The 13,319-nt window shown below is 69.7% G+C and carries 17 protein-coding genes; 10 read left to right on the forward strand and 7 right to left on the reverse strand.

Annotated features, from left to right (window positions below; all coding sequences use genetic code 11):
- Nucleotides 1-3: 3 nt before the first annotated feature.
- From E1292_RS02695 to E1292_RS02715, 5 genes are all read right to left on the reverse strand, one after another.
- The gene (locus E1292_RS02695) at nt 4-438 is read right to left on the reverse strand and encodes a GNAT family N-acetyltransferase (RefSeq protein ID WP_165974333.1); all 435 of its coding nucleotides are present in this window, start codon (nt 436-438) and stop codon (nt 4-6) included.
- A 65-nt stretch (nt 439-503) separates the two neighbouring features.
- Entirely contained in the window at nt 504-1,052 is a 549-nt protein-coding gene (locus E1292_RS02700) for an MFS transporter (protein WP_181958174.1), read from the reverse strand.
- A 290-nt stretch (nt 1,053-1,342) separates the two neighbouring features.
- Nucleotides 1,343-1,576 (reverse strand): hypothetical protein, encoded by a 234-nt coding sequence (locus E1292_RS02705; protein ID WP_132591628.1) that lies wholly within the window; start codon nt 1,574-1,576, stop codon nt 1,343-1,345.
- Nucleotides 1,577-1,685: 109 nt separating this feature from the next.
- Nucleotides 1,686-2,984 carry a tetratricopeptide repeat protein gene (locus tag E1292_RS02710; protein WP_165974334.1) on the reverse strand — a complete coding sequence of 433 codons (1,299 nt, stop codon included), beginning with the start codon at nt 2,982-2,984 and terminating at the stop codon, nt 1,686-1,688.
- A gap of 465 nt (nt 2,985-3,449) precedes the next feature.
- On the reverse strand, nt 3,450-3,806 hold the full coding sequence (locus tag E1292_RS02715) for a TetR/AcrR family transcriptional regulator (protein WP_132591632.1): 357 nt from the start codon (nt 3,804-3,806) through the stop codon (nt 3,450-3,452).
- Between the two features lie 202 nt (nt 3,807-4,008).
- Between E1292_RS02715 and E1292_RS02720 the strand changes: the two genes are divergently transcribed.
- Nucleotides 4,009-4,752: a siderophore-interacting protein gene (locus tag E1292_RS02720; protein WP_132591634.1), complete on the forward strand. Its 744-nt coding sequence runs from the start codon at nt 4,009-4,011 to the stop codon at nt 4,750-4,752.
- Nucleotides 4,753-4,936: 184 nt separating this feature from the next.
- Here the strand turns inward: E1292_RS02720 and E1292_RS02725 are convergent, their stop codons facing one another.
- Nucleotides 4,937-5,647, reverse strand: coding sequence for a TetR/AcrR family transcriptional regulator (locus tag E1292_RS02725; protein ID WP_132591636.1), 711 nt, complete (start codon nt 5,645-5,647; stop codon nt 4,937-4,939).
- A 173-nt stretch (nt 5,648-5,820) separates the two neighbouring features.
- On the opposite strand from E1292_RS02725, the gene E1292_RS02730 reads away from it, so the two are divergent.
- From E1292_RS02730 to E1292_RS02750, 5 genes are all read left to right on the forward strand, one after another.
- A complete protein-coding gene (locus E1292_RS02730) occupies nt 5,821-6,468 on the forward strand; it encodes a dihydrofolate reductase family protein (protein ID WP_132591638.1) in 648 nt (215 codons plus the stop codon).
- Between the two features lie 276 nt (nt 6,469-6,744).
- Entirely contained in the window at nt 6,745-7,293 is a 549-nt protein-coding gene (locus tag E1292_RS02735) for a dihydrofolate reductase family protein (protein ID WP_132591640.1), read from the forward strand.
- A gap of 39 nt (nt 7,294-7,332) precedes the next feature.
- Complete coding sequence (locus E1292_RS02740; protein ID WP_132591642.1) at nt 7,333-7,785, forward strand: SRPBCC family protein; 453 nt, start codon at nt 7,333-7,335, stop codon at nt 7,783-7,785.
- A 76-nt stretch (nt 7,786-7,861) separates the two neighbouring features.
- Nucleotides 7,862-8,566, forward strand: coding sequence for a DUF998 domain-containing protein (locus E1292_RS02745; RefSeq protein ID WP_132591644.1), 705 nt, complete (start codon nt 7,862-7,864; stop codon nt 8,564-8,566).
- Between the two features lie 253 nt (nt 8,567-8,819).
- Complete coding sequence (locus E1292_RS02750) at nt 8,820-9,350, forward strand: GNAT family N-acetyltransferase (protein ID WP_132591646.1); 531 nt, start codon at nt 8,820-8,822, stop codon at nt 9,348-9,350.
- Between the two features lie 621 nt (nt 9,351-9,971).
- Here E1292_RS02750 and E1292_RS02755 read toward each other — a convergent pair.
- Complete coding sequence (locus E1292_RS02755; protein ID WP_132591648.1) at nt 9,972-10,736, reverse strand: alpha/beta fold hydrolase; 765 nt, start codon at nt 10,734-10,736, stop codon at nt 9,972-9,974.
- 157 nt (nt 10,737-10,893) lie between these two features.
- On the opposite strand from E1292_RS02755, the gene E1292_RS02760 reads away from it, so the two are divergent.
- From E1292_RS02760 to E1292_RS52490, 4 genes are all read left to right on the forward strand, one after another.
- Nucleotides 10,894-11,418: an SRPBCC family protein gene (locus E1292_RS02760; protein ID WP_132591650.1), complete on the forward strand. Its 525-nt coding sequence runs from the start codon at nt 10,894-10,896 to the stop codon at nt 11,416-11,418.
- A gap of 116 nt (nt 11,419-11,534) precedes the next feature.
- Nucleotides 11,535-11,942, forward strand: coding sequence for a DUF6069 family protein (locus tag E1292_RS02765; RefSeq protein WP_132591652.1), 408 nt, complete (start codon nt 11,535-11,537; stop codon nt 11,940-11,942).
- A 98-nt stretch (nt 11,943-12,040) separates the two neighbouring features.
- Entirely contained in the window at nt 12,041-12,382 is a 342-nt protein-coding gene (locus E1292_RS02770; protein ID WP_132591654.1) for a hypothetical protein, read from the forward strand.
- Between the two features lie 4 nt (nt 12,383-12,386).
- Nucleotides 12,387-12,740, forward strand: a complete 354-nt coding sequence (locus E1292_RS52490; RefSeq protein ID WP_220446627.1) for a hypothetical protein — start codon at nt 12,387-12,389, stop codon at nt 12,738-12,740.
- The last annotated feature ends 579 nt before the right edge of the window (nt 12,741-13,319 follow it).

The following is a 13,319-nucleotide window of genomic DNA, read 5'->3' on the forward strand; positions in this document are numbered from 1 at the left end:
ACCTCACTCCTCGCCGGCCGGGTGCGGGCTCTCGGACGCCCCCGAAGGCACCGGCACCGCCACCTGCCACCGGCAGATCACCTTGGTGAACAGGTCGGCCCCGATGCGCTGGTAGAACCGCTGTGCCCCCACGTTGGCCGCGGCGACCTCCCAGCGGATGACCATGCCGTCCGCGACCTCCGCGACCGCCCGCATCAGCTGCTCCCCGACCCCCTGGCCACGCTGTTCGGCGCGGACGTAGAGGTCGTCCAGCGCGAGATAGTCCGTGCCCGCCCACAGGCTGATCCTTTCGAGCCAGGACACGTAGCCGACCGGACGCCCGTTCTTCTCCGCGATCAAATAGGTGATCTCGGGGCGGGTGAGCAGCTCTCTCAGCCGTTCGACGGTCAAAGTGATCGCGGATCGCTGGTTCTGATGCTCGGCGATCTCACAGATCAAGCCATGGACGGTCGCCGCGTCAGCGGCGGTCGCACGACGGATGGACACCATGATGAGTTCCTTTCTCAGCCGGTGGGAGGAATCTGACGCAGGTGGCGGAGCGCCACGACGGCGGCGCCCGCCGCCGCGACGACGGCTGCAACGTGGAGTCCGTCGGCGAAGGCCACAGGTGCGGGGCCGAGCACCGCCGTGGCCAGCTCGCCCGGAAGCCCCTGTGCCGCCGGCACCGCCCCGCTGAGGCTGTCGCGGCCGGCCGCAGCCACCTCGGGCGGCAGGCCGCCGGGTAGCGCCGTGCCGGCCTGGGCCCGGTAGACGACGGCGCCTATGCTGCCGATGATCGCGATGCCGAGCGAGATGCCCGGGTCGTTGCAGGTGGTGGCCAGTCCGGAGGCCGCCCACGCCTTCCGCGGCGGCACCGAGCCCACGACCGGGTTGGCGGTCAGCGCCATGGACGGCGCCGCGGCGGGACACAGCACCATGAAGCCCACGACCAGCAGCGGCAGCCCGCCCGCGAGCATCATGAACAGCAACATGGCGGGCAGGATCAGCACGACCGGCCCTGCCCATCGTCGGAGACCGGCGCGCCGGCCGTGGTCGGGATCTGCGGACGACATGAGCGTGTTCCTTCGGTGAGTTCCGGGAAGCGGCCATCCGGCACACTCCGGGCTCGACGATCGCCGGGCGCCTGCCGAGAGCGTTCCGGGACCGGTCGAGGACGTGCGTCGCTCACACTAGAAAGCCCCAGGTGGTCGCCGAATCAGTGAAGTCGCCAGTCTCGCCGACGCCAGGCCGTCCGGGCGATCGACGACCTGGCCGGCCAGACTGCCGGTGCACATCGCCACCCCGTCGGCCGGGGGATACGAGTCGACCCGGGAGGAACAAGGCATCGGTCCCAAGATCCTGATCACCTCTGCTGTCTCCGGGACCGGCCGTCTCGCCCGCACGAAGCCCATGACCCATTTCGATCGGTGAGCGGGACGGCGGCGAGCATGCGCTGCAGGTTGTCCAGCGTCGTGCGGCGGTCCCACCTGCTCACCGGTGCGGCGCCGATGAAGAAGGGCTGGTCGGGCGGACGGGCCTGCCAGGCGTCGATGGCCTGGCAGGAGATCGGGTCCACGGGCTTGGTGATGCCGCCCATCAGCAGCGCGCCGCGCGACAGAGCAAGGGCGTCAGGTTCGTCTTACTCTGTCGCCCGTGGGAGCCGGCCAGTGCAGGTGGCTTCTCTGACGCCCCTGCGGTCGCGGTGATCAGGCGGCCTTGCCGCGGGTGATGTAAAGGTTCATGTCGGTGAAGTCGGTGGTGACGTTGTAGGGCTTGTAGAAGCAGTGGGCGAAGTGGCCCAGCACGTCGAAGCCGTGAGGGCTGAGCGACAGGTGCGGGTCCGAGTAGCAGTAGACGTCCCTGGCGACGGCGTCGCCGAGGCGGAGCTCCTTCGGGTAGCAGGGGTAGGCGACGGCCGGCTGGCTGTGGGCGAAAGTCTCGATCGGGCGGTCGTGGTCGACACGGACGTCCAGCAGCTCGGCCGCTTCCCCGTGCAGGCCGGCGGCGATCTCGCCGACGCCGCCGAAACCCACGCCCAGCACCCGGGTACCGGAGTCGGCGATGCTGCCCCTGCTGAACGTCTGATGCTCACGGGCCAGATACAGCGGCAGAGGCTCGGTGCCCGCCCGCGCCGCGGCGGCGCGTACCTTTCTGGCCGTTGCGGGGGTCTTGCGGCGCAGGATGAGCGACCGGCAGGCGTAGTCGAAGGTGGGCAGCAAGTGGTAGAAGACCCACATGCCGATCATGCCGTCGCTCTGCGCGTTGACATCTTCGCCGGACTCCGACTCCAGCCACGCCACGGGGAGGTTGCGCAGCTCCATGCCGCCCACCTTGAATGACTGCAGCACCCCCACCTTCCGCCATGCGATGCCGCCCAGGTAATCGATCTGCTTCTTGGCCACGGCGCTCACCCCGGCTTCCTTGGCCACCGATGCCGACAAGCTCAGCGCCGGCGCGCCGGTGTAGAACTGGAAGCGCTTCGTCGATCCGCCGTTGACCGAGGCCTCGACCAGCGGAAACGGGTCCATCTGCAGCCAGGGCACCTGCGTGGTGTCGCCGTGGACCTGATACGGCTCGCCGTGGACCGCGCCGAACCAGGCGGCGTTCAGTTCGTTGCCGGCCGCCTTCCAGTGCGGTACCGAGAAGGCGAATCTGTCCTGCCGGATGTAGCAGTCGGCCAGGTACTGGTTGGCCTGCTTGTCGTCGGGCGCCAGCTTGAGCGCCATCGTGAGGTATTTCTCGGCGGCCGCGAACCGGTTGGACAGCAGCGCGACAAAGCCGCGCCGGCGGGCCGCGTTCAGATTCGAGGGGTCTGTCTTGAGGATCTCCTCGTACGCGCGGGCGGCCTGGTCGAACTCCCCGGCCTTGAACAGCGCGTCCGCGTCAGCGCCGCGGACTCGCGCCGTGGCCGCCCCGCCCAGCAGCGGCGCGGTGGCGGCGGCACCGGCCAGCACGGCGGCGCCGCGCAACACCGAACGCCGGTCCCACTCTCCGTCATGAACCAAGACCTTCTCCTTCTTTTTCCTGATCATCTTCGCCGTGGCCTCTGTACAACGGACGGTCACAGCAGCTCAGGCCGGCTCGTCCCGCCCTGCCTGATGAGGACGACACCGCAGGTGCCGGGGCCACCCGGCCGCACACCACGACGGACGATGCGGGCCGGGACCGGCTCAAGGCCCTTCCGCACGGCCGGGTCAGCCTCGGTCAACAACACGCGCGGCGCGCCGCCGAGTATCGACAGCACGCTCCGTAACCCGCCCGCCGGTCAACCCCATCCACTGTCGACCGGCCGTGTCCCCGCCTCGTTCGCGCCGTGTCATCGTCGTGTCACGGCCGCGGCGGCGGTGGCCCGCCGTCGACGAACGGTGACATGCGGCGGGCGACGCGGGGACATCCGGTGCTGCTCGTGTTTGTCATGGAGGAACCACATACCATCCCAATCCAGCCCCGAGACCGGGTGTTCGCCGTGATCACGCTGCCCGTGGCGTTAGTCCGCCGTCCTGGGGGCGCCCGGGAACTGGTGGTGTACGACGCGGCCGGGGTACGGGCGTCATGCCGCCGCGTGGCGCGCCGGCGTGGGCGTCGCGGGCCCGTTCCATCGCGGCGGCCAGGTCGCGGAAGAAGCCGGCGGTCACCGCGCCGACCAGCTCGTCGTGGCTGGCGTAGTAGTGGTAGAGCGCCGCGCCGCTCATGCCGACCTGCCGGGCGACCGCGTTGGTGGTCACCGCAGCCGATCCCTGCTCGACCAGCAGCTTGCGCGCGGCCGTGTGGATCTCCTCCGAATCGGCCTGGCGCAGGCTCTGCCGTCTGCTGGTGTGTGCGGACATCGTCACCCCTCGCTGCGTTCCCTCGGCCACCGTTGACATCTTAAGGCATCTATGTTTTCTTAATGGCTCTAAGAAACCTAGAGCCCATAAGGGGTGCCTGTGGAGATTCTGTGGACCCTTCTCTCGGTGGTGGCGCTGGTGGCGGCCGTGTGGTGGCGGATGTCCAGATCCGCCCACGTCCGGCGGAGCAAGGAGTCCTGACATGGCCCGCACGCTGCGCGACCGCTTGTTCGGCAAGTACGCCGTGGAGGCGACCGTCACCGTCGCTGAGCAGGTCACCCCCGCCATGCGCCGGATCCGGCTGGAAACCGACCAGCCCGTCGCCTTCCCCTACGCCCCCGGCCAGCACATCAGGATCGAGCTGAAGGACCCGCTGTCGGTGTCGGGCATCCTGCGCCCGTCCGAGACGCTGCGCACCTACACGATCTGGGGCCTCGACCCCGGCAGGACGGCGATCGAACTGCGCGTCCATCTGTATGCGGGCGACGGCATCGGCCTGAGGTGGGCGCGTGCGGTCCGGCCCGGGGAACGGGTGACCTTCTGGTGGCCGCAAGGCGACTTCTTCACCCGCGAGGCGGCCTATCACGTGTTCATCGGAGAGGAGACCGCCAGCGCCGCCTTCGGCCCGATGATCAGGGCGCTGGGAGCCTCAGCCGAGGTGTTCGGCGTCCTGGAGGGCGAGACTCCCGAGCACGACCTGCCCATGCCCGGGGCACCGCCGCTGCGCCGCGTCCACCGCCACGGCGCCCCCGCCATCGCCTCCCGGGTGCTGCTCGCGGCCGTGGCGGAACTCGACATGCCGGGCAACGCCGGCGCCGCCTACGTGGCAGGCGAGGCCAGAACCTGCCAGCTGGTACGCGACTTCCTGGTACGCGAGCGCAACTGGCCACGGGCCTCGATCAAGACCAAGCCGTTCTGGACCCCGGGCAAGCGGGGCCTGCACTAACCATCAGGGAGACGTGCACATGCCGATCCGCGCCGGCATCTCCACGGCCGAGAGGATGTCGCTTCTCATGACGAAGTAGACGTACTGACGGACGAGCGCACGACGACCCCTAACGATCTACAGCCTCATGTCGGTGAACCGGTGTCGGTGTTCTCGCCCGGCTCCATCTCCGCAAGCTCGAAGGTCAGCGCTTCGGGGTGCGTTGCGTGATGGCGTGTTCGAGTCCGTCGAGGATGGCGTGCAGGCCGAACTCCTGGGTCGTGGTGGCCGAGGGGATGGCATGAGTGGTGGCCAGCAGCGGGAACCGATCGGCGTTGAGGAGCAGCAGATCGCGCATGATCGGGGCGGCGTTGCCGGCCGTCCAGGTCTGGGTGCCGGGAGTGGCGGCCGCGTGGGTGGCGCGGATGTGGTTGGACACCAGCATGATCGCGTCCAGGCGTTCGCGTTCGGTCAGGGGGGTGTCGGCCAGGGCGCTGAGGGCGCTTTCCGGCCATGCGGTCTCGCGTGGGCCCATCACGCGGTCGCCTGCGGTGATGGACGGCAGCCAGGGATGTAGCCGCCAGGCCGCGGAGAGCTCGCGGGCGTACTCTTCCAGCTTGGCCCGCCACCCGGCCACCCTGCCCAGGTCGGGGGCCTCGCCGACCGCCGCCTCGATCATGACGGCGATGAGTTCGGCCTTGTCCTTGACGTAGCGGTACAGAGCCATCTTGGTGAAGCCGAGCTCGGCGGCGATGCGCTGCATGGAAACCGCCTCCAGGCCCTCGGTGTCGGCCACCTTCACCGCGGTGTCGGCCACCTGGTCCAGGTCGAACGCAGGCCTGGGGCCTCTGCTGGACGGTTTCCGCAGACCCCACAGCAGCTCGGCCACCGCTTTCGGATCCTCGTTGACTGGCATCGCCGCACTCCCTCTTGCCATTCCCACAGAACTGTCTCTACTATACACAGTGTCTGAGGGATACAGTTTCCCCCGGGTCACAACTCAGCACATTTGTGCCGGATGTCGCGATGCCTCTGGACGGATTCACGGCCGAGCCGAAACGTCCTGAACTACTGAAGAAGGAAACGATCATGGGTAAGCTCCGCGTCCACAACTTCGCCGTCTCGCTGGACGGCTTCGGCACCGGCGAGGGCCAGGCCGCCGACGCCCCGTTCGGCCACGCCGGCGAGCGCATCCACGACTGGATGTTCGCCACCCGGTACTGGCATGAAATGGGCGGCGGCCGGCGCGGGAGCGTCGGCGCCGACAACGCGTTCGCCACGATGCACGGCTCCGGCATCGGCGCCGAGATCATGGGCGCCGGCAAGTTCGGCCCACCCGGCTGGCAGGACGACCCCGACTACAAGGGCGCGTGGGGGCCCAACCCGCCCTTCCACACGCCGGTCTTCGTGCTCACCCACCGGCCGCGGCCATCGATCGAGATGAAGGGCGGCACCACGTTCCACTTCCTCGACGCCGCACCCGCCGAGGCGCTCAAGATCGCCTTGGAGGCGGCCGGCGGCCAGGACGTGCGCCTCGGCGGCGGGCCGTCCGTCATCCGCGACTTCGTCGCCGAGGGGCTGGTCGATCAGATGCACGTCGTCCAGGTCCCGATCCTGCTCGGCCGCGGCGTCCGGCTCTGGGACGGCCTGGAGTCGCTGGAGGAGGCGTACCACATCGAGGCGGTCTCCACGCCCAGCGGCGTCACCCACCTGACGTTCACCGCAAAGAGCCGCTGACCACCGCTTCCACCGGCCGGCCCGCTCAACGCGCACAACGCCATCCCCCAGGTTGCCGCCGGTGGCCTGAGAATGGCCGGTGGACAGCCCGGCTGGGCCCCATCTCGGTGGTATAGATTCGCGCCCCCATTCCGTCCACCCCGTGGACGACGATCGGGCGTCTCAGATTCACCTTCGGACGGGCTGATGCCTTGGCCACGGATCGGGCCGGCCCGCCGATGAACGATGCCGTAAGAAACCGCGTCTGTTCGGCGCGGTGTCGAGACAGGAACTCACATGGGAACGATCAGCAACTCCACGTTCGTCAGCCTGGACGGCGTGGTCAATCACATGGACAAGTGGCACTTCGACTACGTCGACGACGAGGCCAGTGAACTGGCGCTGGAGCAGCTCCAGGCCGCGGACGCGATGCTGATGGGCCGCAAGACCTACGAGGTGTACGCCGGCGCCTGGCCGGAACGGGACGGCAAGTACGCGGACGCGATCAACGCCCTCCCCAAGTACGTCGCCTCCACCACCCTCAGCGAGCCGGCCTGGCACAACACCAGCGTGCTCGACGGCGACCTGATCGAGGCGGTCCGGGCGCTGCGCGCCACGGACGGCACGTCGATCCTGATGCACGGCTACGGCCCGGTGGCCAAAGCCCTTCTGCAGGCGGACCTCCTCGACGAGCTCCACCTGTGGGTACACCCGCACCTGGCCGGAGTCGGCGACGCGGACGACCTGATCCTCCACCCCGGCCTCACCAAGAAGCTCGAACTGACCGCGACCCGGACGCTGAGCTCCGGGATCGTCGTCCTCACCCTTCGCAACCCCGACGCCTGACCATCCCGGGAAAAGCCCGGCCGAAAGGAGCACCACCACATGTCTGAAAGGCCCCCACGGGACGCGGGCGGCGGATTCACCGTGCATCGCCGCCTGCACGCCGGCGCCGATCGGGTCTTCGCGGCCTTCGTCGAGCCCAGCAGGCTCGAACAATGGTTCGTCGCGCCGGGCTACCACACACCCGCCGACCGGATGCGCGTCGACGCCCGGCCGGGCGGGCGGCTCGACGCAGTCATGATCTCGGACGCGAACGGCTCGGAGATCCCCTTCGGCTTCACCTACGCCGAAGTGGACCCGCCGCGCCGGGTGGTGCTCCGGTTCCAGGAGCCGCAAGAGTTGGTCACCGTGACACTGTCCGACGCCCCTGACGGGGTCGACCTCACCTACGAGTTCGTCTCCTGGCCCGGACCCATCGACCAGAGCGCGTCCCGGCGCGGCGTCGACGACATGCTCGACCTCATCGCGGCAGGGATCCAGCAGGGCACCATCTGATGCCCGGCCGACCGCGACCGCCTCGCCGCGGTCGGCCGGCAGATCCGCATCTTCCCGGCACCAAGGAAGAGACATCATGCGAACGAATACCCCATCACGGTCGAACGCTCCCGTCGACTGCGCGCCCGAGACTCGCATCACCAAGTCGTTACTGGGTTACGGCATGCTCGTGGGCCCCTTATACGTAGTGATCTCCGTTACCGAAGGCATAGTCAGGCCCGGCTTCGATTTCACTCGCCACAGCTGGAGCCTGCTGGCCAACGGCAGCGTCGGCTGGATCCACACGATCGTGCTCACGCTGACCGGTCTGATGGTCGTGGCGGCTGCGGCCGGCTTCGTCCGGCAGCTGCGCCGCGAGAGACGCTCCGGCGCCGCCGGCTGGTTCCTGGCCGTGTACGGCGTCGGCATGGTCGGTGCGGGGGTCTTCACCGCCGACCCCGCCGACGGTTTCCCGCTCGGCACGCCCGACGGTCCCACCATGACGCCGACTGTCCACGGCCTGCTCCACCTTGCCATCGGCGGCCTCGGCTTCCTCGGGTTGGTGATCGGCTGTCTGGTCCGCGCACACCAGTTCCAGAAGGACAAGGCCCGCGGCTGGGCCGTGTTCTCCCTCCTGACCGGCGTGCTCTTCCTCGCCGCCTTCGTCGGCATCGCGTCCGGCGGCTCGCCCACCAGAGGCGTCGTTCTGGCCTTCACGGCCGCGGTCGTGCTCGCCTGGACCTGGTTGTTCCTCCTCAGCCTCAGGACGTATCGCCGGGCCGGCATCCCTGCCCAACCGTAAGAGGCCCAACCGGCAGGAGATCCGCCATGCGCAGGACCCCAAACGCCAACCACGTGCTTTCCCGGGCTCCGGGATCCGCCCGGCGACCGCATGAACACGATCACAAATACGTCGCGCCGGCCACTCCTACCGAGCTGAAGCGGCACAACCCGACCGTCAGCGACCACGACCCGACCCACCCCATCCGCGACCTCAAACAGCAGGCCGGCGACATGCCGCATACCGGCCACGGCAGGCTGACAGGAGGCAGATCTTGAACTACCAGAACCTCGTCAAACGACTGAAGGTACCCGCCGGGTGGACGGCGCCGACCGAACTGGTCTACGACGACATCCAGGCCCGCGCGCTCACCCGGGACCACCTCCACGACGACGTCCGGGGCATCAACGCCAGCATCGAGCTCATCCGCCGAACCCGCGGCGGACGCTGGCCCACCGAGCCGGTCACCGAGGACTTCAACTACGTCGACCTCGTCTGGCACGAATGCGAGTTCCGCGAGGGCGACTCGTTCACCTACGCCGTGTACGACACCGCCGGCCGGTACCTCGGCTGCTGCTACCTGTACCCCGTGGGCCGACGCACCCCGCTGACCGAGGGACTGCTCGCCTACGACGTGGACGTGAGCTGGTGGGTGACCCCGGACGCCTACGCAGGCGGCCACTACATCAAGCTGTACCAGGCGCTCCGCCACTGGATCGCCATCTCGTTCCCGTTCACCAACGCGTACTACTCCAATGCCGAGATTCCATCACCCGAAGTAGACAGGGACGACTCGCGGCACTGACTGCCGGCCCCTCGTGGCCGGGCCAGCGACCAGTGCGGACGCGGCAACCGATGGGCGGGGAAGCTGCGACGAGACCATCGACGGCGCGGATTCGCCGGAGCTACCGGTGATCCCGGCACGCATTTCTTCCGGAACGCGGGCCCGGCAGTCGCGCTCGACATCATGAGCAGCGACTTTCCCCACCACGTGCCCGAAGCGCCCGCCGTGGCAGGCACGCCCTGTCCGGCGAGCCGTCCACCGGACAGATCACCCTGGGCGGGGCCGGCGCATCCTGCCCGCGCACCGGCGACTGGCACCTCGAGGACCTACTGATCACGGGCGGCCTGGCCGAGCTGGGCCCTGGCCGCGGGCGATGAGGTACGCGCGCCCGTCAGGTCCGTGTCCTGACCGCGGCGGGTCCGGGAAAACGCAGCACGTCGTCGCGGTCGCCGAGCGGCGCCAGGTCCGAGCGGTCCCCCAACACGGCGAAAGGGTCCGCCCCCGATGAGGGAAGAAGGAGTGAGGGTCATGAGTCCATGCCAGCCGTGCGTTGATCTCAGCCGGTGCCGCGACGTGGGCGCTTCGCGGCGGGCCGGGCGCCGTCGGCGGTGCTCGGCCGCCTACGGCGCTCTCCGCCCTGGCTCAGATGGTGGCGTGTGCCCCGTGCAGGAAACCGATCAACAGCGGATTCACCAGGTCGGGACGCTCCAGGCTCGGCAGGTGACCTGCCCAGTCAAGCTCGAGATGACGGGCGTGGGCGAGCCGGTCCGCCAGCCGGGCGGCGATCTGCCGGAAGTCCGCCAGGTCGTGGTGGCCGGAGACGAGCAGGCAGGGGGCCGTGATCTCGGTGACCTCGGTCTCCACCCTGATCGGCTCGACCTCCTCGGAGGCGGCGACCTGGACCTCGAACGCGTTGCGCTGCATCACCCGTACCTTCTCCCTGGCCGCGTCGTCGGCCTGCGGCCCCAGACAGGTCCGCACGTTGAGTTCAGTGGCTCCGGCGAGGTCACCAGCCTCGATCAGCTCGTCCTCACGCCGGCCGAACTCCCTCAGCTCGGCGCCGGCCTCGTGTCCCGCCCACGCGGTGGACAGCAGTACCAGCGCTGTCACCCGCCGCGGCCAGCGGGCGGCGAACTCCAGCGCGACCCGGCCACCGCCGGACGCGGCGACCAGCGCCGCCTGCTCGGCCCCGAGCTCATCCATCAGGTCGGCGACGTCCTGGGCGTTGTTGTAGGGCCGGTCCGGCATCGGAGTCCGGCCGAAGCCGCGCAGGTCGCAGCGCAGCACCCGGTAACCGGCGTCGACCAGGGCCGGCACCTGTGGATCCCACATCCGCCGGTCGCACGCGGTGGCGTGCACCAGGACCACCGCCGGGCCCTTTCCGGCCACATCATGAGTGAGTGTCATGAGACGTCACCATAGGGGTCGGGTTCGCGGCAAGCACCTGAATTCCGGCAGCGCACGACCTGCACATCGATGGCAGACGTGTCGATTCGGCTTGAGCCCGTTCGTAGCCAAGGTGAGAGACCGGCAACGGCCGGTCGCCACGCACCGGAGGCCCACCATGTCCGTCACCACCACCGTCCCGGCGAAGCCACCGGCCACCGGCCAGGAGAACGTGAGCGCCACCCTGACATTCGCCGCCCCCGCCGCGAGGGTGTTCGCGGTGCTGGCCGACCCGACGACCCATGCCGCCATCGACGGCACGGGCTGGGTTCAGGAGGCCGCCGACCAGGCGCCGCTGACCGAGGTGGGGCAGATCTTCCGGATGGCCATGCATCACGCCGGCCATCCGGACGGGGACTACGAGACGGTCAATCAGGTCGAGGTGCTCGACCCGCAGCGCGCCATCGGCTGGCTGACGGGATACGAGAAGGACGACGGTCGGCTGGAGTTCGGCGGCTGGATCTGGCGTTACGACCTGGCGCCGCTCGGCCCGTCCGAGACCGCGGTCACGCTCACCTACGACTGGTCGGCGGTGCCGCAGAGCATCCGGGAGTATCTCCAGTTCCCGCCCTTCGGCCCTGATCATCTGGCCAACTCGCTGCACCACCTGGCCGAGCTTGTCCCCGCCAGGGCCGGTCAGTGACAACGATCCCGACAACTGCCCCATCCTTTCCGCGGCCGATGTCGAATGGCGTCGAGCCGGTTCGTAGCCAAAGTGAGAGGCCGGCCAAGAGCCGGCCCCCGTACCGGAGGTCAGCAATGTCCGTCACCACCACCACCGCCACCACTGCTTCCACGAAGAACCTGATCATCGGCGGCCTGACCGCCACGGCCGTCGCCGCCGCCGCGACCGCGGGCGTCGCCGCCGCGGGTGAACTCGCCGGGATCAGCCTCGCTGTCGGCGGTGCGCCGATCCCGGTGTCCGGGTTCGCCACGCTGACCGCCGTCTTCTCCGCACTGGGTCTGGTGCTGGCCCTGATACTGGCCCGCACGACCCGCCGTCCGCGCGTGGCGTTCGTACGTACCACGATGGTGCTCACCGCGTTGTCCCTGCTGCCCGATGTGCTCGTGGACGCGTCCCCGGCCACGAAGGCGCTGCTGATGTTGACGCACGTGGTCGCCGCCGCGATCGTTGTCCCGGTCATCGCCCGCCGCCTGCCCGCCTGACCCTTCCATGAGTGAGCCCATGAAGCAGTACCTGCCGGCCGGCCAGCTCGACGCACCACGGTCGTGCGACCCGGCGACGGCACGACAATCTCCTGGACGTGCCGCCGCAGTTGCCCTCGGGCATCCCGATGTTCCTGCTCGCCGCGGCCCTGGTGATCGAAGGGCTGCTCCGGCTCGGACGCGCGCGCGGCCGGCCGGCCCGCTGGCTGCCCCAGCTCACCGGCGCGGCCGGCGGCCTGGTGGTGAGCCTGTCGATGCTCGTGCAGACGTCGCTGCTGCGCGCGGGAGGGCCGATGGGCCGGCCCGCCACCTCCGTGACCTCGGTGGTGGCCAACGTGCTCCTCGGGCTGGCACCCGGCGCGCTGGCCGGGTTCCTCGCCGCCCGCTTCGCGGTCCTGCTGCGCCTCAACGCCCCCGCCGCCGACCAGGAAGGACGCTGAACCGATGCGTCCCAGAACGCTCCTCGCGCCCTGCGTCATCGGCGCGGTCGTGCTCCTCGCCTCCCCGGCCGCTCAAGCCGAGCCCGAGCCGGAGCAGGCGTACGCGCCGGTCGAGGTCGTCCACACCGAGCGGGTGCAGGCCGGCCCCTACCACCTGATCGTTGGCTTCTCCACCTGGCCGCTGCGCGCCATGCAGTCGCTGGACTTCACCCTCGTCCCCGACGGAGGGCTGACCGGCAAGTCCGGCACCCTCAGCATGACCGGCCCCGGCATGAAGCAGGGGATGCGCAGGACGAGCCCGCTGTCCCGCTCCACGCCCTGCCCACGGCCGGGCCGTGGAGCTTCACCTTCACCGTGAACGGCCCGCAAGGCCAGGGCACGGCCACGCTCGCCGATGTCACCGTGCTGGAGCAGCCCGTCCCGCCGCCTCGCGACGCTGGGCCTCTGACAGCGCGCCGCACGCCCCGGTCTACCTCACAGGGCCATCTCTCAAGCAGAGGTCAGGTGGCCCCCGGCAGCGCCGGCGGCCGATGCTCTGCCCTTCACCTTGCGACGCCCGGCGGCCGGGCCGGGTCTGTCGGTGCGCGCCTGCACGTACGTCCCCCCGGCCACCGCCGCCGCGGTCACCACGCACAACAACGCAAAGGCAAACGACAACCGGGTCCGCAACCCGACACTCGGCCCAGACACCACCGGCGGCTCACACCGGCCCGAACCGATACCCGAACCCCTGCACCGTCTGCACATGCACAGGTGCCGCGGAATCGTCCCCGATCAACAACACCCGCGCCACGCCACCGGCCATCACCAGCACGCTCCATCGCTCATCCCCCGGAAATCCCCTCCACTGTCGGCCGGGGGCCTGTCTAGACAACGTTGACACGCCCCGGCGCCGGTGCTGGCGATCGCCGCGGACGTCCGGGCCCCGGCCGAGATG

It is taken from the genome of Nonomuraea deserti (assembly GCF_004348685.1).
Classification (GTDB): Bacteria; Actinomycetota; Actinomycetes; order Streptosporangiales; family Streptosporangiaceae; genus Nonomuraea; species Nonomuraea deserti.

Excerpts from the sequence above, each read along its gene's own strand:
- E1292_RS02700 (WP_181958174.1), bottom strand. The coding sequence starts at position 1,052 with ATGTCGTCCGCAGATCCCGACCACGGCCGGCGCGCCGGTCTCCGACGA.
- E1292_RS02705 (WP_132591628.1), bottom strand. The coding sequence starts at position 1,576 with ATGGGCGGCATCACCAAGCCCGTGGACCCGATCTCCTGCCAGGCCATC.
- E1292_RS02715 (WP_132591632.1), bottom strand. The coding sequence starts at position 3,806 with ATGTCCGCACACACCAGCAGACGGCAGAGCCTGCGCCAGGCCGATTCG.
- E1292_RS02720 (WP_132591634.1), top strand. The coding sequence starts at position 4,009 with ATGGCCCGCACGCTGCGCGACCGCTTGTTCGGCAAGTACGCCGTGGAG.
- E1292_RS02725 (WP_132591636.1), bottom strand. The coding sequence starts at position 5,647 with ATGCCAGTCAACGAGGATCCGAAAGCGGTGGCCGAGCTGCTGTGGGGT.
- E1292_RS02730 (WP_132591638.1), top strand. The coding sequence starts at position 5,821 with ATGGGTAAGCTCCGCGTCCACAACTTCGCCGTCTCGCTGGACGGCTTC.
- E1292_RS02735 (WP_132591640.1), top strand. The coding sequence starts at position 6,745 with ATGGGAACGATCAGCAACTCCACGTTCGTCAGCCTGGACGGCGTGGTC.
- E1292_RS02740 (WP_132591642.1), top strand. The coding sequence starts at position 7,333 with ATGTCTGAAAGGCCCCCACGGGACGCGGGCGGCGGATTCACCGTGCAT.
- E1292_RS02745 (WP_132591644.1), top strand. The coding sequence starts at position 7,862 with ATGCGAACGAATACCCCATCACGGTCGAACGCTCCCGTCGACTGCGCG.
- E1292_RS02755 (WP_132591648.1), bottom strand. The coding sequence starts at position 10,736 with ATGACACTCACTCATGATGTGGCCGGAAAGGGCCCGGCGGTGGTCCTG.
- E1292_RS02760 (WP_132591650.1), top strand. The coding sequence starts at position 10,894 with ATGTCCGTCACCACCACCGTCCCGGCGAAGCCACCGGCCACCGGCCAG.
- E1292_RS02765 (WP_132591652.1), top strand. The coding sequence starts at position 11,535 with ATGTCCGTCACCACCACCACCGCCACCACTGCTTCCACGAAGAACCTG.
- E1292_RS52490 (WP_220446627.1), top strand. The coding sequence starts at position 12,387 with ATGCGTCCCAGAACGCTCCTCGCGCCCTGCGTCATCGGCGCGGTCGTG.